This window comes from Priestia megaterium (genome assembly GCF_041941685.1).
GTDB classification, from domain to species: domain Bacteria; phylum Bacillota; class Bacilli; order Bacillales; family Bacillaceae_H; genus Priestia; species Priestia megaterium_C.
The window spans coordinates 2,825,299-2,852,047 of the sequence record NZ_CP130958.1 but is presented as its reverse complement, the minus strand read 5'-3'; the positions used below and the strand labels follow the sequence as shown (position 1 = coordinate 2,852,047).

Genomic DNA, 26,749 nt, shown 5'->3' with positions numbered 1-26,749 from the left:
GGTTCTATAAATTCAATTGGATTTTTAGTGGGCCAATCCAATAACTTTTAGTATGTTAAGATGTTTCGAAACTTTCAAGCCTTGCTACGTATTAGTATAGATTAATATGTCTATTATAAATATGTAAAAAAGAGAAAAGGCAAAAATAAAAAACTTTCTACAAAAGCAGCGAAGTTTTTTGCAAATAAGCAGTTCCGCTTTCTTTTCACAAAAATCGAAAAACTCGTAGTGCAATTTTAAAAATATAACATAAATATTTAAACATTAAAAGATATTTTGGGTATATTGTATTACGAAAAAAGTGTTCCCAGCATTTTTTATGAAAATAAGATAAAAGAATTAACAAATCAAAAGAAATATAATAAAATGTAAAACGGTGTTTCGAAATATTAACTTCTTAAAGTTGAAAGGGGTTCTGCACTTGTTGTGGACAGATATCAAAGAACGAGAAGTAGTTATGTACAAAAACTGCCAGGCGAAAATTTTAGAAAAAAAGGTGCCGAATAAAATAGTCGTGCGCAATCTAGAATTCCCGGAAAAAGGCGATTGGATATCAGCCGAGCTTGATTTTGAAGCTGTTGAAAAATTTGAGAAGAGTCGAGAACACTAATACAAAAAACATTTTACAATAATTCTATTTATCATATAAGAAAAAGCCGAGCTTAAATTTTCAGTTCGGCTTTTTTGTTTATATCTAATTCGCTCTCTTTACGAAGAGCTCCTCGTTATTACATTTAAAACAACGCCTTTTCCTCTCATTCATTTTCCACTATTACACTAGTCCCATATAAAAACTTATCTTTATACGGGACTATCGATTTATTTTTAGTACACGTATTTTTGCCGCTTTTTTCATATACAAACGTTCAGAAACAAAACCTCTGTGCATACATTGAAGACAAAGGGGGAGGATACATTGGGGAAAACAAGTCGTATATTGAAATGGGTCAGCGGAGGATTAGAGGCTCTTTGGGGGATTCCCCTCCTAGGCGGCACCTTGGTTATAAGCCTAGCCTACACGCCGCTTATTCTAATGCTCGCATTGCACGTCGTAGGTTTAGTATTTGCGATTAAAACAAACAAAGTTCGGACAGGGCATATCATGGGAATTGTCTGTTCTGCTATTGCGTGGATTCCAATTGTCGGCATGATCATGCATATCTTAACGGCTATTTTCTTACTGATAGAAGCAGCCAAAGATAACGAGCTATCTGAAGACGCAGCATAAAAGAAAAGCCGCCTGATTTTTAGGTGGTTTTTTGTATTTACTACCACAGACTTGGAGGCTATATTGTTTTGGAAAATCCTTTTTATGTTAGAATATTAGAAGTATTTTCTAAAAAAGGGGGTAAACATAATAGACAAAGCCAATCAAAAAAACAAAAGAATTTTTACAGCAGGACTCACATTAGTCGCTCTTGTAAGCTTTATATTTTTACTATGGAGTAAAGGATGGGTAATTCCTAATGCGATAAGTGCCAACCGCTATGATGTAAAAGGCGTAGACGTATCTTCTTATCAAGGGGAGATTGATTGGAGCGTGCTGAGTAAACAAGATATTCAGTTTGCTTTTATCAAAGCAACGGAAGGAAGTTCATTTCAAGATCCTTTATTTAAACAAAACTGGGAACAAGCAAATCGGAAAAACATGCGGATCGGAGCTTATCACTTTTTTAGCTACGATAGCAAAGGTTCCACACAAGCGGCTAATTTTATCAAAGCGGTCTCTCTTAAAAATAACGATTTGCCTCCAGTGATTGATGTAGAATTTTACGGAGATAAAAAACAAAACCTTCCTTCTCAGAAACATGTATACAAGGAGCTTTCTAGCATGATTAAACGTCTTAAATCTCATTATGACAAGCGCGTCACTCTTTATACGACGCCTAAAGCGTATGACTTGTATATTAAAAACAGATATCCCGAGTGTGATATTTGGATTCGCGACGTTGTGAAAAAGCCTACTCTTGAAGAACAGAAAGAATGGGCGTTTTGGCAGTATACGGACAAAGGGCGGTTAAGCGGCTATAAAGGTAAAGAAACGTTTATTGATTTAAATGTGTTTAACGGAAACAAAGCAGAATTTGAAAGATACTAGTTTACTATAAAGGTAAGAGATGGAGGGGGAAATAATGCCTACTTATAACAAGCTAGTGCGAGATAAAATTCCCACGATTATTGAACAAAGCGGAAAAACCTTCAAATCACGCGTGCTCCAGCGAGAGGAATATCAAGATGAGCTGACGAAAAAGGCAAAAGAAGAGCTTCAAGAGTACATAGAAGCCCAAACGCATCAAGAAGCTATTGAAGAGCTCGCGGATTTACTAGAAGTTATGCACGCGCTAGCAGCTGTGCACGGGTCCACGCCAGAACAACTTGAGAAAGTGCGTGAGGAGAAGGCCAAGGAGCGCGGGAAGTTTGATGATCGGGTTTATTTAGTGGAAACAGAGGATGTATAACTCGGTGGTTTTTTAGCTTAAATTGGTCACCATCACGCCTTAGTATTTCTCTTTTCATCTCCGTTATAAAATCCCCTCTTGAAATTTTGTTCACTCACCAAGTAAACTAAAGACATAAGTTTGGTAAAATTGGGATAAGAAATTCATGAGGTAAGGGAGAACAAGTCGATGGAGATGGATCAAGAGAAATTTAATAAGGTGATTGAAGCGGCAAGGATGTATTATATTCTTGATTATAATCAAAGTGAAATTGCAAAAAAGCTTGGTGTATCAAGGCCTACGGTTTCTCGATTGCTGCAGACAGCAAAAGAAGAAGGCATTGTTCAAATTAAAATTGTGGATTCATCTATCAATAGTGAAAAATTGTCTTCTCAGCTTGAACAAAAATTCAATTTAAAAAAAGCAATCGTCACACCGGTGCCTCAATATGAAAATCACATTATTAAAAGTCATCTAGGCGTGGCAGCAGCTGACTATCTCTATGACATCGTAAAAGACGGAGACATTATTGGGGTGACGTGGGGAACAACTCTTTATCAAGTGGCCATCGATTTAAAACAAAAGTATGTGAATGATGTGCAGGTTGTGCAGTTAAAAGGCGGAGTAAGCCATTCGGAAACGAGCACGTATGCTTCTGAAATTATGTACTTATTTGGAAAGGCATACAATACGCCTCCTATGCATCTTCCTTTGCCTGTAATTGTCGATCACGTGGTAGTCAAAAAAGCAATGGAAACGGATCGTCATATTAAGCGTATTTTAGATTTAGGCAAACAAGCCAATATTGCCGTCTTTACTACGGGACCCATTAAAACGGATTCGCTGCTTTTTCAGCTTGGCTACTTTTCCGAACGAGATGTAGAGATGATTTCCTCCCGAGCAGTGGGAGACATTTGTTCACGTTTTTTTGATAAAGATGGACAAATTTGCAATGAAAGCCTGGATGAACGGACGCTTGGACTTGATTTGGAAGAACTAAAGAAGAAAGAGTACGCCATTTTAGTAGCCGGCGGGGATCAGAAAATTGACAGCATTTACGGAGCGCTGCAAGGGAAATTTGCAAATGTGCTCGTTACTGATCAGTTCACGGCGCGCTTTTTGTTAGATAAACAAGAGTAAAGGAGATGAAGACGCTGTTTTTTCAAGAGCAAAAGCTTCATCGGATTAAAATAGTAGAAGATATTGTATCTTATTCGGCGTCATCTCTGCAGGCACAGCGAAACCGGTATCTTTTTCAAACAGACGTTTCAAAGGACGGAGTGATTGCCAAAGGAACCACAGGCTATATCATTAAAGGGTGGGGAAGAATGTATTTCTCTCCGGATGCTAATCAAAAAGGAATTGGACGGTTTACGCCGCCTGATCAGCCATATGTATTAATTCCTTATAAAAAGGTAAAGAATAAGTACCGAATCATGTTGTCATTTGTGATAAAAGCTGAAAAATAAGGGAAGACTTCCGAGTGCGGAAGTCTTTTTTTATTCACTAAAACAGCGGCTATAAATATTTTTGAACAAATGTAAATATATCTGTTTACAATTGTTCAAAGCTATTATATAGTAAGGGTGTAAGTTGTTGAAAACGTTTTAGTGGATGCACAATATGCAGATACTTTTAGGGGGAAAACGTCATGAGAATGGTTGACTTAATTGAAAAAAAACGTAATGGACATGAATTAAATAAAGCTGAAATCGATTTTATTATCGAAGGTTATACAAAAGGGGATTTACCTGATTATCAGCTATCGGCATTTGCGATGGCAATTTACTTTCAAGGAATGACTCAGGAAGAACGCGTAAATTTAACGCAAGCAATGGTTGAATCAGGCGATCAAATCGACTTATCAAAAATTGAAGGTATTAAAGTAGACAAACACAGCACAGGCGGCGTAGGTGATACAACAACACTTGTATTAGGACCTTTAGTAGCTGCGGTTGATGTACCGGTTGCCAAAATGTCTGGTCGCGGCTTAGGACACACTGGCGGTACGATTGATAAACTTGAAGCAGTGCCTGGATTCCACGTTGAAATTACAAACGAAGAATTCATTCGTTTAGTAAATACAAATAAAATTGCCGTTATCGGTCAAAGCGGAGACTTAACGCCGGCAGATAAAAAACTTTATGCACTTCGTGATGTAACAGCAACGGTTGATTCGATTCCGTTAATTGCAAGCTCGATTATGAGTAAGAAAATTGCAGCTGGAGCAGATGCCATTTGCTTGGATGTAAAAACGGGGAACGGCGCATTTATGAAAAAGCTTGAAGACGCTGAAGAATTAGCAAAAGCAATGGTTGAAATCGGAAAAGGCGTAGGCCGAAACACAAAAGCAATCATCTCAGATATGAGCCAGCCTCTAGGATTTGCGGTTGGTAATGCGCTTGAAGTGAAAGAAGCTATCGACACGTTAAAAGGCGAAGGTCCTGAAGATTTAACAGAGCTTTGCTTAACATTAGGAAGTCACATGGTTGTACTTGCTGAAAAAGCAAGCAGCTTAGATGAAGCGCGTGCAATGCTTCAAGAAGTAATTAAAAACGGAAAAGCATTAGAATCATTTAAAACATTCTTAAGCGCACAAGGCGGAGACGCTTCTGTTGCAGACGATCCGTCTAAATTACCGGATGCAGCGCACAAAATTGAAGTGCCAGCAAAAGAAGATGGCTACATTTCAGAAATCGTTGCAGAAAAAATCGGCGTAGCAGCAATGAAGCTAGGTGCAGGACGTGCAACAAAAGAATCTGAAATCGACTTAGCAGTTGGTATCATGCTTAATAAAAAAGTTGGCGACCAAGTGAAAAAAGGTGACTCTCTTGTTACAATCCACAGCAACAGCGAAGATGTACAGGAAGTAATGGATATCGTTTATGATTCTTACAGCACAGTCGCTGAAAAAGTGGAAGCTCCAACGTTAATTTATAAAGAAATTCATTAAGAAAGAGAGAGGAAGAACAAAATGAGTCAAAACATTACGGGTATTATTGATCATACATTATTAAAAGCAGATGCAACAGAAGAGCAAATTACGGTTTTAGCACAAGAAGCAAAAGAATATTCATTCGCTTCGGTTTGTGTAAATCCAACGTGGGTAAAAAAAGCAGCTGAGTTATTAAAAGATGCTCCAGAAGTGAAGGTATGTACGGTAATCGGTTTCCCTCTTGGAGCTACTACTTCAGCAGTAAAAGCATTCGAAACAACAAATGCAATCGAAAATGGTGCAGATGAAGTAGATATGGTAATCAACATCGGCGCGTTAAAAGATAAAAACTATGACTTAGTGCAAAGCGATATTCAAGCAGTAGTAGATGCTGCAAAAAGCAAAGCGCTAGTAAAAGTAATTATTGAAACAGCTCTTTTAACAGACGAAGAAAAAGCAAAAGTTTCTGAGCTAGCTGTAAAAGCTGGAGCTGATTTTGTTAAAACTTCAACGGGCTTCTCTACAGGAGGCGCAACGGTAGAAGACGTAGCGCTTATGAGAAAAACGGTTGGACCAGATGTAGGTGTAAAAGCTTCTGGAGGAGTTCGGGGCTTAGAAGATGCAAAAGCAATGATTGAAGCTGGTGCAACACGTATTGGTGCAAGCTCTGGCGTATCAATTGCAAAAGGTCAATTAAGCAACTCTGATTATTAATAAATGACAGCAGGTTAGTACTAACTAACCTGCTGTAAACTAAGCAAAGGATGATGACTGTGGAGCCAAAACAATTAATAGATGAAGCAATCGCAGCAAGTAAACAAGCACATGTACCATATTCTCATTTCCATGTTGGTGCAGCTCTTTTAACAACCGATGGGAAGATTTATCGTGGATGCAATATTGAAAACGCTTCCTATGGATTGGCGAACTGCGCTGAGCGAACAGCAATCTTTAAAGCTGTTTCAGAAGGGGACAAGCAGTTTTCAGCTATTGCAGTTGTAGGAGATACGGACGGACCAATTTCTCCTTGCGGCGCATGCAGACAAGTATTAGCTGAGTTCTGTGATGATCACACACAAATTATCTTAGCAAACCTAAAAGGAGATTTTATGATTACCAACATCAACGAAATCTTACCGGGCTATTTTTCATCAAAAGACTTACAAAATTAAGTAAGCAGTGGAGGATACTATGAAATATTTAATTGGCATCTTAGGGTTACTCGTTGTCTTTGGATTAGCGTATCTTGCAAGTAATAACCGTAAAGAAATCAAATATAAACCAATCGTTATTATGGTTGTGATTCAAGTTCTTTTATCAGCTTTACTTCTTAATACAAAGTTTGGCTTGATTATTATCAATGCGATTGCCAGCGTTTTTGGAAAGCTGCTTTCATATGCAAATGAAGGCGTAGAGTTCGTATTTGGCGGAATCGCGAATAAAGGATCAATGCCGTTTTTCTTAAACGTGCTGCTTCCTATCGTTTTTATCTCTGTCTTGATTGGGATTTTACAGCACTTTAAAATTCTTCCTTTCATTATGAAATGGATTGGTTTAGTTCTCAGCAAGATTAACGGAATGGGAAAATTAGAGTCTTATAACGCAGTAGCTTCTGCGATTGTAGGTCAGTCAGAAGTATTTATTACTGTTAAAAAGCAACTAGACAAACTGCCGCCAAACCGTTTATATACGCTTTGTGCATCAGCTATGTCGACTGTTTCAATGTCAATTGTCGGTGCTTATATGACAATGATTGAACCAAAATACGTAGTAACAGCAATTGTCATTAACTTATTTGGCGGATTTATTATTTCTTCTATCATTAACCCTTACACAGTAACGGATCAAGAAGATATTTTAGAAGTACAAACAGGTCATAAGCAAACGTTCTTCGAAATGCTTGGCGAATATATTATGGATGGATTTAAAGTAGCGATTATCGTAGGTGCGATGCTGATTGGTTTCGTTGCGCTTATGGCTGCGATTGATAACGTGTTTGAAATGTTATTTGGTCTGTCGTTCCAGCATCTGCTTGGCTATGTGTTTGCGCCGTTTGCATTCATCATGGGTGTTCCTGCTTCAGAAGTTGTGGCAGCGGGCGGAATTATGGCAACAAAACTTGTAACAAATGAATTTGTGGCAATGATGAGCCTGTCGGATATGGCTTCAACATTCAGTGCTAAAACGCTTGGAATTGTATCCGTATTCTTAGTATCATTTGCTAACTTCTCATCAATTGGAATCGTGTCAGGAGCTGTTAAAGGCTTAAGCGAAAAGCAAGGAAATACAGTAGCGCGCTTTGGTCTTCGTTTACTGTACGGAGCTACGCTTGTAAGCATACTGTCAGCAATTGTTGTCAGCTTCATTTTATAAGTGTAATAGAAACAGAAAGAAAAGCAGTTTCCTTTTCAAAAGGAATTGCTTTTTCTTTTTTACATGTAAACCGCAACTCCGCACATCCTAAAGAAAAACATCGACGCAGAGGAGGACAAGAAAAGCTGGGGGCTTTTCTTACTGAAAAATGGATCAAATTGGACTGTTGCTGTCAGGTGCAGCTTTATTTTTAAACGGACTCATGCTGCTTGGAAAAGCAGATGAAAAAAACGTAGGCGTATTTAACTTATTTGTTGGAGCTTTTCAAGTTATTGTTCCGTTTTATTTAATTATTACGTCAGATCAAAGCAACTGGATTTTGTATGAAAGAACGGCGATTTTTTTATTTGGCCTTACGTATTTATATGTAGGCGTGACGGTATTAAAAGGAATGCAGGGAACAGGGCTTGGCTATTACTCACTTTGGGTATCGATTATTGCTTTAGTGTACGTTACGGCTTCTCTTGTTCACTATCATGACGTAGTGAACGCCATTACATGGATTCTTTGGTCGTTTTTATGGTTTTTATTTTACGTGCTTAATACGAGCAAAAAAGATGTATCTGCATATGTGGGGAAAGTGGCGATTGTCCAGTCGTGGGTGACGTTAACGATTCCAGCGCTGTTTTCACTAACAGGCGTATGGGGAAATAAGGATATGTACAATATGTGGGGAATCGTGCTGGTAGCTTCCATCATTTATTTTGTATATCTAGGATATCGACTATTCTTTTCTCAGCCGCAAAAAATGATTTTAAAATAAAGTATTTACAAAAAAATAGATAATAATGGTAAGATGTTAGAAATTAAATGCCGTGAAGAGAAAAGTAGGCAGCGCGTATTCTTAGCAGAGAGCTCCGGAAGCTGAAAAGGAGCAAGAGAAACGCTGTTGAAACAAGCCTCTGAGCAGCGCATTGGATCTAATGTGATAGTGCGACGGCTGCTTCCGTTACAGAGCTAGAGTATAAGCAAAAGCCGTACTCGATAAGGTTTATATGGCGACATATGAACAAACTAGGGTGGCACCGCGATTAATGATCTCGCCCCTAAGACAGATGTCTTGGGGGTGGGATTTTTTTATTGACTGTAATCAATAATGGAGCGGAGGCCTTTCTTTTATGAAAAATAAGCTGTTATCTTGGAAATACCCGTTTTTATTGCTGTTCGGAATTGGCACTAGCAATATCGGCGACTGGATTTATTTAATTTCTTTAAATGTAATGATGCTTGATATGACGAATTCGCCGCTTGCAGTTTCAGGGCTATACATGATAAAGCCGCTTGCTGCGCTATGTACCAATATATGGTCTGGAAGCTTAATTGACCGCATCAACAAACGGAAGCTTATGATGTTTTTAGATTGGATGCGCGCTGGAATTATTGCTTGCCTTCCGTTTTTCTCATCCATACTGATCATTTATGTGCTGGTATTTATCATCAGTATGGCAAGTTCAATGTTTCGGCCGGCATCGATGGTTTATATCACAAAGCTTATTCCACGTGAAAAACGAAAAAGATTTAATTCGCTGCGCAGTTTGATTGACTCAGGCGGTTTTTTTCTTGGGCCAGCCGCAGCAGGTGCGCTATTTATGATTGGAACGCCTGCGTTTGCCATTTATGCCAATGCTGCAGCGCTCGTGTTGTCAGGAATGGTTACTTTATTAATGCCGAACCTGGATACAAAAACAGAAGTTAAAGAAAATAAGCTGTCTGTAAACACCATTCAAGAAGACTTGAAAGCGGTGTTTCGTTTCAGTAGAGCCAACAGATACATTATCACCATTTATGTATTATCCAGTTTCTTAATGGTCATGGCCACGGCAATTGATTCTCTTGAAGTTTCATTTGCAACAAAAGTTATTCATTTGTCCGAAAGCGAATACGGATTTTTATTAAGCGTAGCAGGTGCAGGCATTATGATTGGCGCAGTTGTGAATACACTGTTTGCTAAGAAGCTGTCGACGAATTTTCTAATAGGCGCCGGCAGTGTAGGAGTATCGCTTGGCTATTTGCTGTATGCGTGTTCGTCTTCCTTTCAAACCATCGGCGCAGGGTTTTTTAGCTTATCCTTTGCGTTAGCTTTTGCAAGTGCTGGTTTTCAAACCTTTTATCAAAACAGTATTCCTGTTGACATGATGGGTCGAGTAGGAAGCATATATGGACTGCTTGAGTCACTCCTGATCATTATCATGACTTTTTTATGCGGCATGGCTGTGCACATCTTTTCGATTCAAGGAGCTGTAATTGGTGGAAGCCTGATCATGCTTTTAAGTACAATTGTATTGTTTTTGTGCACCTTAAAGCCGACGTTTTATAAAGTGAATTTGGTCAAAAAGCAAGGAATCTAACGCACGGGTGCTAGTGGACAAATAAGCTAAGAAGCCGATAAAAAGAAATGAATACAGGATAAAGGATGAGAAAGCATAGTGAAAATGAAAGATGCGTTAAAGAAAAAAGGAATGTTTGTTAAAAAATTATCGAATCAAGGTGAACTCTTTCGAAAGCGGTGGGAAAATGAATTTGCAAGTGTGTTAAGCTCATTGCAAAAAAAGGAAATTTATATGAATGAATTTTTGTGGCATGCGTTTAGCTATGAAAAGCTCCCTTGTTTACAAGGAGAACAAGCGATTCAAGCGTTCGAAAAGCAAATAAAGAACGACTGTTATTTGCTGTTTGAGCATGATGAACGGGTGCTGCAGCTATCTAAATGTAAGCATCTAACAACCCGCAGGAGCGCAAGCGACGAGGAGGCTCAGCGCCGCCCGGGAAAGCCAAGCCTAACGGCGGTGTCATAAGCGGTTCAGCTTATGTATCTGATTTGTTCGTCTTTAAATTGGATTGCTTTCATCATGTCTCAATCTCTTTTTTTCATTTTCCCACACGCTACTGGGAATTTCTTTTCGAAGAACAGGTGCAATATCACTTGCAAAATGCTCTAGCTGTTCGCGCTGTTCTGCTTCGCTTAGAGCGTCTACGCTGATACTCAGCACTTCGTTTCCATAAGCGCGGTGATAGTCTATTATTTTTTCAATGATTTGCTCCGGGCTTCCTACTAAAGCAGGACCGTGTTGAACGATATCTTCGAGTGACGTGAACGGCGGTTGATTATGTTTGGCTGCTTCTGTATTGCTAAAGGCGTTATAATACGGACGATAGCGGCGAATCGCTTCTTCCCCTGTATTAGAAATATATAGGCTGCTCGCCCCCGAACCGACGATGGCCTTGCGTGGATCATGCCCATAATAAGCAAAACGTTCGCGATAGTGGTCAATCAGCGCTTTATATTTAGTTTGGGGGTGGAAGGAATTAGATGAAAATAGCGGCTCTCCGTATTTAGCCGCAAGTTCTGTAGACAGCGGGCTTGACGCGCTTCCATGCCAAACGGGAATAGAAGACTGAAACGGGCGAGGCTGAGTCGTAACGTTTGTTAAAGGCGGACGATAACGGCCGCTCCACGTGACATTTTCTTCTGTCCAAAGCTGTTTCAAAAGAGCGTATCTTTCAGCAAGAGACTCCCACTGTTCTTCTTCTGTAATACCAAAAAGCGGATAATGACGCGGGTCATTGCCTTTTCCAATAATCAGTTCAAGGCGTCCACCCGACAGGTGATCAAGCGTTGCATAATCTTCAGCTACTCGTACAGGATCTAAAATGCTTAGAACGGTAACGGTAGTAAGGAGACGAATGTGTGACGTTTTAGCAGCGATTGCACTTAAAACAACGGGAGGAGAAGAAGACAAAAAAGGAGCTCCGTGTCTTTCGCCGACTCCGTAAGCATCAAAACCTAATTTTTCTGCCAGCACTGCTTGATTTAACACATGCTGAAATTTTTCTTGAGCAGTTAACGTTTCTCCAGTAACCGGATTCGGTATGTTTTGAATAAGACTAAATAAAGCAAATTTCATACGTTTTACCTCCAAAAGATAAAATAGTGGACGACAATAAAAAAAGCAAACGTACACTTATTGTCGTGTCCATTTGCCTCCAGTTGACTGGTAGATATGTAGTTTTATTGTTTTATTAGTTGTATCTTAAGCGGTAGACACCGGGCTGTCAAGATAATCTTTTTCTAAAAACCTACTTGATTTATCGATTAACTAGTATTATGATGTGAATAATCTTACACGAAGTAAGCCCACTGGTTAACCAGAGGCTCTTGATGAAGCAGCTGCTTCATCAAGAGCCTCTTTTTATTACATAATATAGGGATTTAGGGGAGGAACGTATGAAAAAATATTGGCTGTTTTTACTTTCAATTGTAGTAGCTGTGAGCGTGGCAGGCTGCGGAACAAACGTATCTTCAAGTGCAGGAGAAAAGAATGAAAAAGATGTTCAAACCATTGTTGTTGGAACAGGCACTCAGTTTCCTAATATTTGCTTTATTGATGATAAAGGCAAACTGACCGGCTATGATGTAGAAGTAGTAAGAGCAATCGACAAAGAGTTAAAGGATTATAAATTTGAATTTAAAACGATGGAATTTTCAAATCTGCTTCTCAGCTTAGAAAGTAATAAAATTGATATGATTGCTCATAATATGGCTCAGAACGCTGAGCGAAAGAAAAAGTTTTTATTTAATGATGAAACATATAATTATTCTCCGCTTTATGTAACAGTTCCTAAAAATCGAAATGATATTCATTCATTAAAAGATTTAGAAGGTAAAAAAATGATTGTAGGAGCTACAAGCAATGCGGCTGTTTATCTAGACAAATACAATCAAAAACACGGCAATAAAATCGATGTAGTTTACGCCGGTCAAGGTGCGGATGATGCTACCACTCAATTAAAAACAGGCCGGGCAGATGCTACGCTTGCGACACCATTTTCCATCGACTTTAGCAATCAAGCACTGAAATTTCAGCAAAAAACGGTTGGAGATATTGTGATTAATTCAAAAGTGTATTTTATGTTTAACAAAAAAGACAAAAAGTTAAAGTCGGAAGTCGATCAGGCGATTAAAAAGCTGAAAAAAGACGGTACGTTAAAAAAACTCAGCACAAAATGGCTAGGAGAAGACTATACGGTGCAAAATTGACTATACCAAAAAAGCAGCTGTCCATACAGCTGCTTTTTTGTATGATATAAATCCAATAGATAGAAGAAACGACCTGCAAAGAAAACAAAAATTAGTGTATAGTAGAGCTATAAGTACTATAAAAGCAGGACCGCAGTAGGAGGCAATTCATTGATTACGGATTTACAGCGCGGAGATTTCTTTCAAAAAGGACATCGTTATCGCAGAAAACAAATTCATAAGCTTTATAAAGGACAGGAACAAAGCGAAATATCAACGCCGAAAGCGCATCCATATATTTTTATTTTCACAAAAGAAAGCGGAAGTGAATACGGAACGGGCCACGGATGGAATAGAGATAAAACTTCTTTTTTCTATACGGGAGAAGGTCAAAGAGGATCGATGCAGCTCATTAAAGGCAATAAAGCGCTTCGTGAACATTTTTTATCAGGAAAAGCCGTTTACTTGTTTCACTACGTGGAGCCGGGAGTAGTCGAGTTTATTGATGAAGTGACGTATATTAATCATCAATTAGAAATTATGTGGGACTCAGACGGAGAGCTTCGTGAAGCCATTATTTTTGAACTTGAACGAAATCCCGTGATTGAGGAAAAAACAGCAAAACTGGATGTTTCACTTTATTCAAATGAACAACTTCGTCATATAGCGTTAGGGGAAGACAAAAAGACAAATGTTTATGAGCAAACCGCAGCTCTTACACAATATGTTCACAAACGCGCAGCTGGTATTTGTGAAGCCTGCGGAGAAAGCGCGCCGTTTATCGCAAAAGATGGAAGCTCGTTTTTGCAAATGTATTATCTTTCAAAGCTGTCAGAGGGCGGACTCTCTAAGCCAAAGGACGCTGCGGCACTATGTCCTAACTGTTATAGTCGTCTACGCTACGGGAAAGATAGTGAAGTATATAAAGAAGAGCTGATTACTAAAATTAATGAAAAAGAAGCAGGAAAGAAAAATGAGTAATATCGTCTTTTTTCATTTTATAAAAAACCGTCTCTAGGCAGGCCAGCTGCCGAGGCGGTTTTTTTTGTATGTAGAATGACTTGAAAAAATAAAGACAGTAAAAGCGTATAAAAATAATAGAAAAGCAGATAATGAAAAACTGAAGCTTTCGTTTAGAAAATAGTAAAAGCTGGGGTGATGTGCTGTGGCAGAAAAGCATGACTGCGTCATTATAGGTGGAGGAATTGCAGGACTTCAAGCCGCTATTCAGCTTGGAAGATATAAGCGCAGTGTATTGGTTATTGATTCAAACGATGGACGTTCCAATCTTTGCAAAAATTATCAAAATATATTGGGATGGCCTGAGGGAATAAGCGGGCAAACTCTAAGAAAAACGGGAAGGCAGCAAGCAAAAAGCTACGGCATTCAATTTGCAGAAGAGCGTGTCCTTCAGTGTGAAAAAGAAATAGAAGGGTTTAACGTCATTACAAACTCTGCGAACTACGAAGCAGCTACTTTACTGTTTGCGACGGGAGTAGTAGACCGGGTTCCGCCTGAACTTCAGCAAGAGCTATATCCGTGTATGGGAAAAACCGTATATGTATGTCCCGACTGCGATGGGTATGAAGTAAATAATAGAAGGGTATTGGTACTGGGGTCGGGAAAAGCAGGAGCCAGTTTATCTCTTACGTTAACATATTGGACAAATGACATTACGTACATTAATCATGACAAAAAAGAGATTGGACCTTTAGCAGATACCTTGATGCAAAAGGGAATTACCTATAAAGAAGCGGCAATAAAAAAAGTCATAGCTGAAGCAGAAATGTTAAAAGGCGTCATCCTCGAAAACAATGAATTTATTTATGGAGAAAGAGGTTTTTTAGCGTTCGGAGGAAATAAAGTCCGAACAGAGTTAGCGCATGAGCTCGGAGCAGAACTTCTAGAAAATCAGCACATTATCGTAAATCCGCGTACAAAAGAAACAAATGTTACAAACGTGTGGGCAGCAGGAGACATTGTGGCTCATTCTGAACAAGTTACGGTAGCGATGGGAGAAGGTTTACAAGCCGCTATTTGGATACACAAACGCTTGTTAGAGCTTTATGAAAAATAATTGTTTTTTTATAAAAAAAGTTAAGATTGCATGTTTTGTTTCCTTTTTGTTAGGGAAATGGAAATAAAAGAAAGATAAAAATGATTAAAAATGAGGAGAAGGAGTGGCAAAAAAGTGGTATATAGTCAAGCAGTAAGAAAACCTGAGTTTCAACAAGCGGAATCAGAAGGGTTAAATGAAGCCATTCACGAGTACATAACTCGTCGTACACGTCACAATGCACCGGTTGTGGATGCGCTTCGATATATTATGACCATTGAACATAAACATGAACGCATGCAGGTAGCAACAGAACTGTTCGGATCAGCTATTCAGCGTGTAAAAGATCAAGATATTATTCAATATCTAAAAAAATGCGGAAGCTACAAAAGAATTTCTGATACGATGGAATAAAAACGTTTTCTTTAAAAAAGCGCCTTAATGAGAAGGGGCTTTTTTTGTTTCCTCCATTTAAAAGCAGGGGTAAATACATAGAATTCTTCCAGTTTGTGCATAGTAAATGAAGCAGAATTAAACGGAGGAAGCGACAGAGTTTTGTATCTGACTGCGGGGAAGAATGTTAAGGTCTAGAATAAAGTCTTCATTACAGATACCCACTCTTGAATAAATGGAGCTCTACGTATGTATCCCTAGCAGGAGGTTTAGTGTATGAGTCAAGAAATACCCTTAAGTTCAAGTGAAATTGCTACTCTTTGGATGACCTATCAGCAAAAAACAATGACCCAAAGAATTTTGGAATATTTTATTGCACAGGCAGAAGATGACGGGGCAAAAGAAATTATGCAAGATACGCATAGGCAAGTGGTGAACTACATTGAAGATATCAAAACAATTTTACAGAATGAAGGGGCTGCCATACCAGTAGGGTATACAGAAAAAGACGTAAATGTAGGCGTTCCTAAGCTCTATGATAAGATGTTTGATATTATGTTTCTTCGCCTTTTAAAAGAAATTAGCATGGGGATACATACGCTTCATTTAACCATGTCCTACAGAAAAGACATGATCTCTCTATATAAAGAGCTTACCGCTTTCACGCAAAGTGGTTATGACAAATGTGTAGATTATCTTCAGGAAAAAAACGTGCTTCCAAGGCCTCCAGCTGTTTCCATACCTAAAACAGCGAAGTTTGCTGAAGGCACAGATTACATGAATGGAATTCATTTGTTTTCGAATAAACGTGCATTAAATACTGTAGAGGTAGCACATATTTATTACGCTATTGAAAGTAACGTTCTTGGGATGCAAATGATCACAGGGTTTGCTCAAGTAGCAAGTGAGCCTGAAGTGAAGAAGTACTTTGTAAAAGGAAAAGAGTTAGCCAAGAAAATTGTAAGTGATTATAGCAAAATTCTTTTGGAAAGTGATATTCAGACCCCTGCGACGTGGGGAGCGAAAGCGACGGAGTCAAAAGTAGCACCTTTTTCAGATAAGCTAATGATGTACTGCGTGAGTTTGTTCTGCAGTTTTGGGCTGGGAAGCAATGCTCTAGGCACTGCGTTTAGTTTACGTGGAGATCTTCCTCTTACTCTTGTCAGTACGGCCAAAGACATTTTAACATACGGGCAAGACGGGGGAAAAATCATGGCCAAAAACGGGTGGCTTGAAGAACCGCCAAGTATGGAAGACCGAAATGATTTGATTAAATAGAAAAGCATAATACATTAAGAAAACTTCTTTTTTTGAAAGAAGTTTTTTCTTTTGCATAAAAAATGTCGTTATTTGTTCGTTTAACGGTTTGTTTTTTGAATAAAAGGATATATAAACTATAAATTTACAATTTTATAATAAAAAAGGAGGGTGATAAAGTTGAAGTGGTACATAAAGGTGTTGAAAAATTACGGGACGTTTTCTGGCAGAGCAAGCCGAACTGAATACTGGATGTTTGTGTTAGTTAACTTTGTTATTTCATTTATTCTTTCTTTCATTCAGCTCGTTATTGATAAGCCTCTTTTTCTGCCGGTAATATACTCGTTATTGATTGCAGTCCCTTCGTTAGCGGTAGGAGCAAGAAGGCTCCACGATACGGGAAAAAGCGGATGGTGGCAGCTCATTACATTAGTTCCACTCATTGGCGGTATTTGGCTGATTGTTTTATTCTGCCAGCCTAGTGACCCTAAAGAGAATCGTTTTGGTACAACGGCTAAAGCAGCATAAATAGAACTCCCCCTTAGGTAAGGGGGAGTTTTTTAGTGTAGAGGTTCTACCATAGCGCCATCATAAGCCAATTGGTAAATAGCTCGGATGTCTTTTTCATAAAGAGGCAAAGGACTGCGAGCGAGAATTCGTTTTTGCTGGACGCCATCTTCTGTCAGCTTTTGAAGGGCACTTTCTGGAATATCAAATTCACGAAGAGTTTGAGGGATGCCGACGTCTTTGACAAGTGACTGCAGCTGTTTTACACACTGATAAGAAGCTTCTTCTTCTGATAAAGAGCTAGCGTTTCCGCCCAGTGCTGCAAAAATATCACGCATCTTTTCCACGCAGCTGCTGCGTATGTAACCCATCACATATGGAAGCAGTACGGCGTTTGATTCACCGTGTGAAATATGAAACTGTCCGCCTAACGGGTAAGCAAGCGCATGAACACCGGCTACGCCTGCGTTAAAGAAAGCAAGTCCCGCTAAATAGCTTCCGTAGCTCATCTGAGTTCGCGCTTCTTTATCTTTGCCGTTTTCTACAACTGTTCTTAAAGAAGAGCTAATCATGCGTATAGCCTTTAGTGCTAAGGCATCGGTTGCTGGATTTGCATTTACTGATACATAAGCCTCAATAGCATGAGTTAATGCATCAACCCCTGTAGCCGCCGTTACTTTAGGAGGCACGCTCAGCGTAAGCTCGGGATCTACAATTGCAGCGTCTGCAAGCAAATAGTCGTGGGTCACAACGTCTTTTGTGCTTTCAAGAGATAATACAGAAATATTCGTTACTTCTGAGCCCGTGCCGGAAGTTGTGGGAATTAAAATTTTAGGAAGACCTTTTTTTGAAATTTGTTTTGTGCCAGTTAAGTTCAAGTATTCTTCTACAGCGCCGTCGTGAACGGCTAAAACGGCCGTAAGTTTTGCTAAATCTAACGCGCTGCCGCCGCCAACACCAATGACTAAATCAAATTTTCGGCTTTTTGCGTAGGATACGAGTTTTTCACCGAGTGCTAAAGGCGGCTCTGGTGCCGTATCTGCATATACATCTACTTCGTATCCGTTTTTGATAAGGGGAGAACTCACTTTATCTACAAGTCCAATATCTTTTAAAACAGGATCTGTGACAATTAAAATATGAGCAGGGTGATATTTTTTTACTTCCGGAAGCAGTTGCTGAAGTGATCCCCATCCTGTATAGCTAAGAGGGGTAAAAACTAGTTTTGACACAGTCATTCTTTTATCCTCCTATAGGCACTGTTTTGTTGGCGGTTTCAAAGATGTGGTTTTGCTTCTACGTATATTATAATGAAGTATCGCAAATTTTTCATTGAATGCAAATCAGCTGTCACGAAAAAATTGAGCTTTACTTCACAGAGGCAAAGGATGGGGAAATGTTGAGGTACGTAACAAAAGAATTAGCTCAGAAAATTGTGTGTAGAACGATGGAGATTATTGATTGCAACATTAACGTGATGAACGAAAAAGGAGTCATTATTGGTTCGGGTGACAAAAAGCGAATGAATCAAATCCACGAAGGAGCGTTGATGGTATTAAAAAGCGGCAGTTCCTACGAAATTACTCAACAGCAGGCTGACTCGCTGCGCGGGGCCAAACCGGGCGTGAATTTGCCTATTTTCTTTAACGGGGAAATTGTTGGAGTCGTGGGATTAACAGGACTGCCAGAACAGATTCGTAATTACGGAGAGCTTGTGCGCATGGCGGCTGAAATGATTTTTCAAGAAATGATTTTAATAGAGGAAATTCAATGGGATGAACGATTAAAAGAAGAGCTGGTTCATCAGCTTCTTCAACAAGAAGATCCGCTTGACTCCTTATTTTTTGACCGGGCGAATCGCTTTGATATTAACTTATACCTTCCACGAGTGTCACTGATTGTTACAGCGGACAATCGCCATGAAGTTATGAAGCTTGTAAAGAAATACATAGCTAATAATGACCTATACGCTATGCTTCCAGACGGAGTGGTCATATTAAAATCTACAGAAGCAGGCAGCGCTAGCAGCTATGCGGAACAGCTGGAAAAACAGCTTCGGGCGTCTGGTATGGTGTGTAAGTTAGCGGCAGGATCTGTTCAAACTGACTTTAAAGGCCTTCATGTATCTTATCAGCAGGCAAAAGATACGCTTGCCGTCGGTTCTAAGCTTCACCCAGAAGCTGTTTTCTACTGCTATTCGGATTATCAAATTCCCGTGCTGTTACGTCAACGCGCCGGTTTTCAAGAAAATCATGATCTGTTGCATCACTATGAAAAGCTTAAGGAATACGATAAGAAAAAAGAACTTATCGAAACGTTAACGGTCTACATAGAAGAAAATGGCGAAGGAAGCACGGCAGCTAAAAAGCTTTTTATCCATCGAAATACGCTAAGCTACCGTCTAGATAAAATCCAAAGCATCACAGGAAAAGATCCAAGGAAAGTAAAAGACCTTCTCGCACTGTACGTAGCGCTACTGCTATCTAAAATTTCATAATTGTGCACGTGCATAAAAGATCTTGCGATAGTGAGGTCTTTTTCTGTTGAAGTGAATAATGAAAGAATATAAAATAGCGCTTACAATTAACGTTAGGGACAGGAGAAACAAGAAAGGGGATGCTTTATGGACGTTCAAGTAAGCGCATTAGGCGCTATGTGTGCATTAGTGATTGCCATTATATTAATCTTAAAGAAAGTCGCTCCCGCATACGGAATGATAGCAGGGGCTTTAATTGGAGGACTGATTGGCGGAGTTAATATTGCTGATACCGTTAATTTAATGATTGAAGGGGCACAAGGCATCATTCCCGCAGTGCTGCGGATTCTTGCAGCCGGTATATTGGCCGGGGTATTAATAGAATCAGGTGCTGCAGCGGTTATAGCAGAAACCATTGTAAAAAAACTAGGGGAAACAAAAGCGCTTTTAGCTCTAGCGTTAGCCACACTCATTCTTACGACAGTAGGTGTGTTTGTTGATGTGGCTGTGATCACAGTGGCGCCTATTGCTTTAGCCATTGCTAAACGTACGGGTATGTCAAAGCCTGCTATTTTATTAGCGATGATTGGAGGAGGAAAGGCAGGAAATTTAATGTCTCCTAATCCTAACGCTATTGCTGCTTCGGATGCATTCAATATTCCGCTTACATCCGTGATGGCTGCAGGAATCATTCCCGCTGTATTTGGCGTAGCGGCCACTTATCTAGCAGCCAAACGATTAGTGAAAAAAGGAACAATGGTTCAAGCTGAAGAAATAGATACAGTGGATGCAAGCAGCTTGCCGCTGTTTTTAACGGCTATCATAGCACCAATTGTTACCATCGTGCTGCTGGCGCTGCGACCGCTTTTTGATCTTAATATTGATCCAATGGTTGCGCTTCCTGCAGGAGGAATTGTTGGTACCATTGTGATGAAAAAAGGAAAACAGCTTAATACATATGCTATTTCTGGATTAGGGAAAATGTCAGGTGTAGCCATTATGCTTCTCGGAACGGGGACATTAGCAGGAATCATTGCTAACTCCCAGCTAAAAGACGTTATTATTCAAGGCTTGTCTGCCATTGGGTTGCCAGCTTACGTTTTAGCTCCGGTTTCAGGTATTTTTATGTCAGCTGCAACCGCGTCCACAACTGCAGGAACAGCAGTAGCAAGCCAGGTTTTTGGATCGACGATTTTAGAGCTAGGCGTATCTGCTTTAGCCGGAGCTGCTATGGTTCATGCCGGAGCGACCGTACTTGATCACCTCCCGCACGGAAGCTTTTTCCACGCAACGGGCGGAAGTGTAAACATGAAAATAAAAGAACGTTTAAAATTAATCCCTTACGAATCGCTTATTGGACTAATTATGGCAATTGTATCCACGCTTATATTTGGTGTATTAAAGCTATACGGCTAAAAACAAAAAGGAGTGTTTGCGCATGAAAATTGTGATTGCACCGGATTCGTTTAAAGAAAGCTTAACGGCTTTGCGCGTTTGTGAAGCCGTGGAAAAAGGAATAAGAATTCATTTTCCCAATGCGGAAATTAGTAAAGTACCTATGGCAGACGGTGGAGAAGGAACCGTTCAGTCGCTTGTGGACGCGACGGGAGGACAAATTATACAAGCTAAGGTAACCGGACCTTTAGGTAAAGAGGTGGAAGCTTTTTACGGAATTCTTGGAGATGGCAAAACGGCTGTTATTGAAATGGCAGCCGCTTCAGGTCTTCATCATGTTCCGGTGGATAAACGCAATCCGCTTATCACAACAACGCGAGGAACCGGCGAGCTCATTCTCAAAGCGTTAGATCATAAAGTGAAGCATATCATCATTGGCATAGGAGGAAGTGCTACAAATGATGGAGGAGCCGGCATGGCAAAAGCTTTAGGGGCAAAACTTCTTGATGCTAACGGAGCAGAAATGAAAGAAGGAGGCGGCAGCTTAGATCAGTTAGCTTCTATTGATCTGACAAACTTGGATCCTAGGCTTGCTGAAGTCAAAGTAGAAGTGGCTTGCGACGTAGACAATCCGTTAACGGGTGAAACCGGAGCATCCGCGGTGTTTGGTCCTCAAAAAGGCGCAACTCCTGATATGGTTAAACAGCTTGACTGTAATCTAGCTCATTACGCAGCAGTTATTGAAAAAGAAATGGATATTCATATTCAAGACGTTCCAGGTGCTGGAGCGGCAGGAGGACTAGGAGGCGGCCTGCTGGCATTTTTATCTGCGGAGTTAAAGCCAGGTGTAGACATTGTCATTGAAGCAACTCAGTTAGAAAACTATATCAAGAATGCTGATCTTGTCATTACGGGCGAAGGAAGAATAGATGGTCAAACCATTTACGGAAAAACACCCATTGGCGTAGCGAAAACAGCAAAAAAGCATAGCGTTCCCGTGATAGCGATAGCAGGGAGCATTGGAGCGGGAAGCGAAGCTGTTTATGAACACGGTATTTCTGCTTTATTCAGCGTTGTGCCCGGGGCAGTCGATCTGTCAGAAGCGCTGGAAAAAGCCGATGAAAACATTGAAAGAACGGCTAAAAATGTAGCGTCAGTTATAAGTTTAGCAATAAAATAAAGGGCTTAAAGTTTTTATTGTTTTTTTCAGTCAATGTTAGAAGGTCTCTTTCATCACAAGAGACCTTTTTTTCTTGTACAGGGAAGAATTCAATATAGTTTATTAGTTTTATAGTTAAAAATGTTATAATTAACCAATCGTTGAATCAAGTTACACATAAAGGAGGCAAATCATGATTAAAGCCGTTATTTTTGATTTAGATGGGACATTATTAGACCGAGACAGTTCATTGAAACTTTTTGTTCAAGATCAGTACAAGCGTTATAGTAAAGAGCTAGCACACATACCGAAGCAAGAATACATATCTAGATTTATTGAGTTAGATCACAAAGGCTACGTATGGAAAGATAAAGTATATCAGCAGCTTTTGGCTGAATATGATCTTTCGAATCTAACGTGGGAAAGGAATGCTAGACGATTATCTTCACTATTTTCCAGCTCACTGCGTTCCGTTTTTACATATGGAGGATGTACTAAAAGAGCTAAAGAAAAAAGGGCTGTTACTAGGCATGATCACAAACGGTTTTACGGACTTTCAGTGGATGAATATTAAAGCGCTTGGAATTGACCACTATTTTGATACCATACTTGTTTCCGAACAAGAAGGCATTAAAAAGCCGCATAAAGATATCTTTTTGCGAGCATTAAAAGCGCTTGATGTGTCGGCTGAAGAAAGTGTATATATTGGGGATCATCCAGAAAATGATGTGCTTGGTGCAAGAGGAGCGGGCATGCATGCTGTATGGAAAAAAGATGCTTTCTTTGACGGAAGTTTTACAGATTCATATGTAATAGAGGATTTAAAAGAGCTGTTGATTGTAATTAATGAGTTTCAAGAGAACTGATGTGAAAAGGAGAAACACGATGAAAACCAAAGTTCTTCTATTGACTGATGAAGATCTCAAAGAAGCAGCAATCATCTATACAAACGTTTTTAGTGCCTCACCGTGGAATGAGCCTTGGAGCATGAACACTGCTTATGCTCGTTTATACGATATCAGTAAGACTCCAGGTTACATAGGGATAGGTTACTTTCATAGTGAAAACAATAAACCCATAGGATTTATAGTAGGAAATGAAGAACAGTGGGCGAACTATAAGATGTTTTATGTAAATGAAATTTGTGTGTTAAGCAACACTCAGCAGGCTGGCATAGGAACGAGTCTTTTATCTTTCCTTAAAGAGCTACTTATACAAAAAGAAGTGAAAGAAGTCTATGTGTCTACTGAAAGAGGCCAAGGCAAACCAGAACGTTTCTTTGAAAAGAACGGTTTTGTCACTCATGAATCTCGTATACTAATGGCGGTAAATGTAGATTGAGTATAAGTGAATGAACGTAGGGTATCCGCTTTGTTATTTCAGGAGGCACGGTTCATAAAGCAGGAGGAAATAATTTATGACTTTTTCGCTACTAGTTTTAGTTGCTATTTTAACGGTGAGTATTCCGCTGCTGATTATTATTGTTAAAACAGTTTGGCACCGAAAGCTTCCTCGTAATTACTATACGCCATTTGACTATCTTGCTGCACAAACAGAAGAAGAGTTTCATGAAGAACAAAACGAACGAGAAATAGAAGAAAGAGAAGGAGATGCCAAAAGAAGAAAAAGCTAAAGTGATGTGTGCATCCTTCTTTGGAATACTAAAAATAACCAGGCTATAAACTGTGTTAAAGAGCGGAACTGCTCATTTTCATCATCGTATAAAAGAGGGTTATTATATTCGTCTAAATTTGTTAATATAAAAGCTGGCCTCCGTGTAGGCGTATTTTTACATAATTATAGCAAATAAGGTTCCTAATGTTCTTACAAACATAGAGAAATGGAGTGGGAAATAACTTGGAGTATCTATATTCTTTTATGATTAGAAAAATAGCGGTGGGATTTGTCGTCGTGAAGGTTTGGATTTTCTGCGTATTCTTAGCTGCTGTATCTATTATTTTCAGCTATATAGATCGGTGGCTGCATTTGGATCTTAACCTGCCAGTATTTGATATTCCTACTCGATTTGGTGATTTTAGTTGGATGGGTAAAGTAATAGCACTGCTCATTTTGCTTTCCGTCGTGATTGAATTAGCCGTGAACGTTTCAATTAAAAAAACAAGTGAAAAACGTGAACCTATGTTTTCAGCGCTCTACCATTTAATTGCTGTATGCTCATTGGTGTTCACGTTAGGAAGACTAGTCGCTTTATTTTTTATCGCTGCTTTTATTTCAGAGCGAATCTTTATGCGGGCAGGCCTGGGTAGTAAGGCGTCAAATATCGCCCGACACAAAGAGGCGAAAGAGGCGTAAAAAAAGAAAGAGCTAAAAATAATTTTCAGCTCTTTCTTTTTACAGCCCACCCCTCCACAATTTCCGTGAATTCATCTATGTGTTCTTCAAATATCCGTTTTCGATGTCCGTTTGCTCCGGATGGATGTGGAAAGCCAAATAAATACGTATGCTGAGAAAACAAAGATTCACTTGAAAGTTTTCTTAAAACATTTTCAACTGCTTTTCCTAGCGGAACGATTAAGCACGGATTCTTTATTTCGTTCAATTCCTGTGGAAACACTTCAAAAGCATAGCGAGAAAGAAGCGCTGAGCGTTCAATTGGCGGCTGATGTCCGGTATAGTTTTTTCCTTTATAAAACACGGGATATTTCAGTACAGACGTTGTATGCAGTAAATCTCGCTGTGAAGCAAATAACTCAGCGGCACTGTCCATACCGATCGCTTTTTGAACGCCGCATCGATCTAACATGTCTATTAGATTTACTCTCATCGTTCCGCTAAAGCTAGCGGCTTTTTTTGTTTCGTACAGGACTTGTTCAAGCGGATGATGATGAGACTGGCTGGAAACGCATTGTTTAAAAGCAGTTTTCATTTGAAACCACCCTGGTGTGATGCCCGCAATAATAATATGAGCGTCCGGATTTATGTAGTCGTTATGAGGCGAGTAGTACATGCTTAGTTCATTTTCTTGCCGGATTAAAAAGTCTTTTTGCAACAGCTGTTCTTTAGTGAAATTTGTATGGATATGTAATTGTTGAACGAAAGGCAGACATTGTTGGAAATAAGAATGTTGGCTAATCATAGGCTCTCTCTTTCCTTATCAGTATTTCTTCTTTTATTTTCCCCAACAAACCGTTTTATATCAAATATGAACAAATTCTTATGAAAATTAATATTTACTAAAAGTTTACTTAAGTTTTAGTGAGGTGTGATAAAAACAAAGTAGTAATAGCAGTGATTTTGTCATTTTAAAGGCGGAACTAACAAAACAAATGAGAATTTTTTGATAAATTTACTGAAATTTTAAAATTATTTATTGAAAGCGTTTTATTAATGTGCTATTCTTCCAATATGAGAGATAAATATTTAGTAAAAATAGAAGATTGTAATAGAGAGGTAAAAAGATGGCAACTTTAAAAGATATAGCGGCGTACGCTAATGTTTCCAGTTCAACCGTATCGAGAGTACTAAATAATGATCATACGCTTTCTGTATCTGAGGTTACTCGTGAACGCATTCTGCATGCAGCCAAGGAGCTGCAATATACGCCCGTGAAGATACGAAAAGGAACGGCAAACGGAAAGGATATAGAAGCTCCTCGAATAGGCATTATTTTTGCTCAGTCCCTTGAAGAAGAGCTAGTAGACCCTTTTTTCTCCTCTATTCGCCATGGAATAGAAAGTGAATGCGCAGAAAAAGAAATTTTTACAGTAAAGTCATTTAGGCTAAAAGGCATGAAGCAAGAAGAGCTGCTGCAGGATCTTGATGGAGTAATTGTAGTGGGAAGAGTTAGTCCAGAAACGGTTCAAGAAGTGAGCAATCATTTAGATACTATTGTTTTTATCAATCACAAAGCGGATGAGGATTTGTACGATTCGGTCATGATTGATTTTGAGACAGCTACTAAACATGCATTAAATCATTTATTTGACCTCGGTTATAAAAGAATTGGCTATATCGGAGGGACAGAAAGAGAACATTATATGAATGGAAGTTCTATTATTGAAGATCAGCGTCAAACGGTTTTTGAACGCGTTATGTATGAAAAAGAACTGCTTGATTCTGAGAAAGTTTATGTCGGCGAATATTCAATGAATGAAGGATATGAGCTGATGGGACAAGCGATTAAGCAAGGAAATCTTCCTCAGGCATTTTTTATCGCAAGTGATGCAATGGCAATAGGAGCAATGCGTGCCTTGCAGCAATCAAATATAAAGGTTCCTGAAGACGTAGCGATTGTAAGCTTTGATGATGTGGATATCGCAGCATTTGCGAGCACGCCGCTCACCACGGTTAAAGTATATACTGAAGAAATGGGAAGGCAGGCTGTTAAAATGCTAGTAGATCGGCTAAGCGGCAGATCCGTTCCTTTAAAAGTCATGGTGCCGACTAAATTAATTTACCGTGAAAGCTGCGGAGCCTTACTCAAAAAACAGTAGCCTAAAAGTTATAACTTGAAGGGGGGTGATAAAAAAGAAGAATTCATACATAAAGAGTGATAAGGGGGAAGAAAAATAGACAAAACCATAGAAGAAGCAGGTTAAAAAGCCCTAGAAACAATGTTACATACTTATTGGCAGATAAGTACGTAAACGAAAAGAAGTCTTCTCATCTCTAGGACTCTTTGAACCTGTGTAAAAGTATAGGATTAAATTATAAGTGACTTTATTTCTTTGTGCAATGAATTTGTTCACGGATAAAATACTGAATATTCAGTTATTTTTATTT

At 39.3% G+C, this 26,749-nt stretch carries 29 protein-coding genes, 1 pseudogene and 1 other annotated feature; of the genes and pseudogenes, 27 read left to right on the top strand and 3 right to left on the bottom strand.

Annotated elements, in window-relative coordinates:
- Nucleotides 1–421: 421 nt before the first annotated feature.
- From Q5794_RS14750 to Q5794_RS14690, 13 genes are all read left to right on the top strand, one after another.
- A complete protein-coding gene (locus Q5794_RS14750; protein ID WP_225049418.1) occupies nt 422–610 on the top strand; it encodes a hypothetical protein in 189 nt (62 codons plus the stop codon).
- 306 nt (nt 611–916) lie between these two features.
- The gene (locus Q5794_RS14745) at nt 917–1,228 is read left to right on the top strand and encodes a hypothetical protein (protein ID WP_074894653.1); all 312 of its coding nucleotides are present in this window, start codon (nt 917–919) and stop codon (nt 1,226–1,228) included.
- Nucleotides 1,229–1,357: 129 nt separating this feature from the next.
- On the top strand, nt 1,358–2,098 hold the full coding sequence (locus tag Q5794_RS14740; RefSeq protein ID WP_214986877.1) for a GH25 family lysozyme: 741 nt from the start codon (nt 1,358–1,360) through the stop codon (nt 2,096–2,098).
- A gap of 34 nt (nt 2,099–2,132) precedes the next feature.
- A complete protein-coding gene (locus tag Q5794_RS14735) occupies nt 2,133–2,459 on the top strand; it encodes a nucleoside triphosphate pyrophosphohydrolase (protein WP_192993811.1) in 327 nt (108 codons plus the stop codon).
- A gap of 174 nt (nt 2,460–2,633) precedes the next feature.
- Nucleotides 2,634–3,578, top strand: coding sequence for a sugar-binding transcriptional regulator (locus tag Q5794_RS14730; protein WP_214986876.1), 945 nt, complete (start codon nt 2,634–2,636; stop codon nt 3,576–3,578).
- A 5-nt stretch (nt 3,579–3,583) separates the two neighbouring features.
- Nucleotides 3,584–3,907: a hypothetical protein gene (locus tag Q5794_RS14725; protein ID WP_214986680.1), complete on the top strand. Its 324-nt coding sequence runs from the start codon at nt 3,584–3,586 to the stop codon at nt 3,905–3,907.
- A 182-nt stretch (nt 3,908–4,089) separates the two neighbouring features.
- The gene (locus Q5794_RS14720; RefSeq protein ID WP_016764541.1) at nt 4,090–5,391 is read left to right on the top strand and encodes a pyrimidine-nucleoside phosphorylase; all 1,302 of its coding nucleotides are present in this window, start codon (nt 4,090–4,092) and stop codon (nt 5,389–5,391) included.
- Nucleotides 5,392–5,412: 21 nt separating this feature from the next.
- A complete protein-coding gene (gene deoC / locus Q5794_RS14715; RefSeq protein ID WP_214986678.1) occupies nt 5,413–6,087 on the top strand; it encodes a deoxyribose-phosphate aldolase in 675 nt (224 codons plus the stop codon).
- A 59-nt stretch (nt 6,088–6,146) separates the two neighbouring features.
- Nucleotides 6,147–6,545, top strand: a complete 399-nt coding sequence (locus tag Q5794_RS14710) for a cytidine deaminase (RefSeq protein WP_374988108.1) — start codon at nt 6,147–6,149, stop codon at nt 6,543–6,545.
- A 19-nt stretch (nt 6,546–6,564) separates the two neighbouring features.
- Nucleotides 6,565–7,746 (top strand): NupC/NupG family nucleoside CNT transporter, encoded by a 1,182-nt coding sequence (locus Q5794_RS14705; RefSeq protein ID WP_209149954.1) that lies wholly within the window; start codon nt 6,565–6,567, stop codon nt 7,744–7,746.
- A 148-nt stretch (nt 7,747–7,894) separates the two neighbouring features.
- Nucleotides 7,895–8,509 (top strand): AmiS/UreI family transporter, encoded by a 615-nt coding sequence (locus Q5794_RS14700; protein ID WP_374988107.1) that lies wholly within the window; start codon nt 7,895–7,897, stop codon nt 8,507–8,509.
- A gap of 43 nt (nt 8,510–8,552) precedes the next feature.
- Nucleotides 8,553–8,797: a binding site (T-box leader), on the top strand.
- 67 nt (nt 8,798–8,864) lie between these two features.
- The gene (locus Q5794_RS14695) at nt 8,865–10,094 is read left to right on the top strand and encodes an MFS transporter (RefSeq protein ID WP_374988106.1); all 1,230 of its coding nucleotides are present in this window, start codon (nt 8,865–8,867) and stop codon (nt 10,092–10,094) included.
- Between the two features lie 84 nt (nt 10,095–10,178).
- On the top strand, nt 10,179–10,541 hold the full coding sequence (locus tag Q5794_RS14690) for a DUF4275 family protein (RefSeq protein ID WP_374989220.1): 363 nt from the start codon (nt 10,179–10,181) through the stop codon (nt 10,539–10,541).
- 33 nt (nt 10,542–10,574) lie between these two features.
- On the opposite strand, the gene Q5794_RS14685 is transcribed toward Q5794_RS14690, so the two are convergent.
- Entirely contained in the window at nt 10,575–11,651 is a 1,077-nt protein-coding gene (locus Q5794_RS14685; protein ID WP_214986674.1) for an LLM class flavin-dependent oxidoreductase, read from the bottom strand.
- 320 nt (nt 11,652–11,971) lie between these two features.
- Here Q5794_RS14685 and Q5794_RS14680 point away from each other — a divergent pair, with 320 nt between their 5' ends.
- From Q5794_RS14680 to Q5794_RS14655, 6 genes are all read left to right on the top strand, one after another.
- Nucleotides 11,972–12,784, top strand: coding sequence for an amino acid ABC transporter substrate-binding protein (locus tag Q5794_RS14680; RefSeq protein WP_192993801.1), 813 nt, complete (start codon nt 11,972–11,974; stop codon nt 12,782–12,784).
- Nucleotides 12,785–12,934: 150 nt separating this feature from the next.
- Nucleotides 12,935–13,744 carry an HNH endonuclease gene (locus tag Q5794_RS14675; RefSeq protein ID WP_214986672.1) on the top strand — a complete coding sequence of 270 codons (810 nt, stop codon included), beginning with the start codon at nt 12,935–12,937 and terminating at the stop codon, nt 13,742–13,744.
- A 184-nt stretch (nt 13,745–13,928) separates the two neighbouring features.
- On the top strand, nt 13,929–14,840 hold the full coding sequence (locus Q5794_RS14670) for an NAD(P)/FAD-dependent oxidoreductase (protein WP_374988105.1): 912 nt from the start codon (nt 13,929–13,931) through the stop codon (nt 14,838–14,840).
- A 114-nt stretch (nt 14,841–14,954) separates the two neighbouring features.
- The gene (locus tag Q5794_RS14665; RefSeq protein ID WP_214986668.1) at nt 14,955–15,233 is read left to right on the top strand and encodes a hypothetical protein; all 279 of its coding nucleotides are present in this window, start codon (nt 14,955–14,957) and stop codon (nt 15,231–15,233) included.
- Between the two features lie 255 nt (nt 15,234–15,488).
- Entirely contained in the window at nt 15,489–16,490 is a 1,002-nt protein-coding gene (locus tag Q5794_RS14660; RefSeq protein WP_214986666.1) for a DUF3231 family protein, read from the top strand.
- Between the two features lie 159 nt (nt 16,491–16,649).
- Nucleotides 16,650–16,997: a DUF805 domain-containing protein gene (locus Q5794_RS14655; RefSeq protein WP_214986664.1), complete on the top strand. Its 348-nt coding sequence runs from the start codon at nt 16,650–16,652 to the stop codon at nt 16,995–16,997.
- A gap of 32 nt (nt 16,998–17,029) precedes the next feature.
- Here Q5794_RS14655 and Q5794_RS14650 read toward each other — a convergent pair whose 3' ends face one another.
- Nucleotides 17,030–18,214: an iron-containing alcohol dehydrogenase gene (locus tag Q5794_RS14650; protein ID WP_374988104.1), complete on the bottom strand. Its 1,185-nt coding sequence runs from the start codon at nt 18,212–18,214 to the stop codon at nt 17,030–17,032.
- 158 nt (nt 18,215–18,372) lie between these two features.
- Between Q5794_RS14650 and Q5794_RS14645 the strand changes: the two genes are divergently transcribed.
- The 7 genes and pseudogenes from Q5794_RS14645 (at nt 18,373) to Q5794_RS14615 (ending at nt 24,319) form a co-directional block, all read left to right on the top strand.
- On the top strand, nt 18,373–19,473 hold the full coding sequence (locus tag Q5794_RS14645) for a sugar diacid recognition domain-containing protein (protein WP_251034044.1): 1,101 nt from the start codon (nt 18,373–18,375) through the stop codon (nt 19,471–19,473).
- 126 nt (nt 19,474–19,599) lie between these two features.
- On the top strand, nt 19,600–20,868 hold the full coding sequence (locus Q5794_RS14640; RefSeq protein ID WP_374988103.1) for a GntP family permease: 1,269 nt from the start codon (nt 19,600–19,602) through the stop codon (nt 20,866–20,868).
- Nucleotides 20,869–20,890: 22 nt separating this feature from the next.
- On the top strand, nt 20,891–22,027 hold the full coding sequence (locus Q5794_RS14635; RefSeq protein ID WP_214986656.1) for a glycerate kinase: 1,137 nt from the start codon (nt 20,891–20,893) through the stop codon (nt 22,025–22,027).
- Between the two features lie 172 nt (nt 22,028–22,199).
- Nucleotides 22,200–22,872, top strand: a pseudogene (locus Q5794_RS14630) (HAD family hydrolase).
- Nucleotides 22,873–22,891: 19 nt separating this feature from the next.
- On the top strand, nt 22,892–23,347 hold the full coding sequence (locus Q5794_RS14625) for a GNAT family N-acetyltransferase (protein WP_214986654.1): 456 nt from the start codon (nt 22,892–22,894) through the stop codon (nt 23,345–23,347).
- A 76-nt stretch (nt 23,348–23,423) separates the two neighbouring features.
- The gene (locus tag Q5794_RS14620; RefSeq protein WP_214986652.1) at nt 23,424–23,639 is read left to right on the top strand and encodes a DUF3951 domain-containing protein; all 216 of its coding nucleotides are present in this window, start codon (nt 23,424–23,426) and stop codon (nt 23,637–23,639) included.
- A 245-nt stretch (nt 23,640–23,884) separates the two neighbouring features.
- On the top strand, nt 23,885–24,319 hold the full coding sequence (locus Q5794_RS14615; RefSeq protein WP_374988102.1) for a hypothetical protein: 435 nt from the start codon (nt 23,885–23,887) through the stop codon (nt 24,317–24,319).
- A gap of 25 nt (nt 24,320–24,344) precedes the next feature.
- Here the strand turns inward: Q5794_RS14615 and Q5794_RS14610 are convergent, their stop codons facing one another.
- Nucleotides 24,345–25,103, bottom strand: a complete 759-nt coding sequence (locus Q5794_RS14610) for a hypothetical protein (protein ID WP_214986648.1) — start codon at nt 25,101–25,103, stop codon at nt 24,345–24,347.
- Nucleotides 25,104–25,425: 322 nt separating this feature from the next.
- Here Q5794_RS14610 and Q5794_RS14605 point away from each other — a divergent pair, with 322 nt between their 5' ends.
- Entirely contained in the window at nt 25,426–26,460 is a 1,035-nt protein-coding gene (locus tag Q5794_RS14605; protein WP_374988101.1) for a LacI family DNA-binding transcriptional regulator, read from the top strand.
- Nucleotides 26,461–26,749 lie beyond the last annotated feature (289 nt).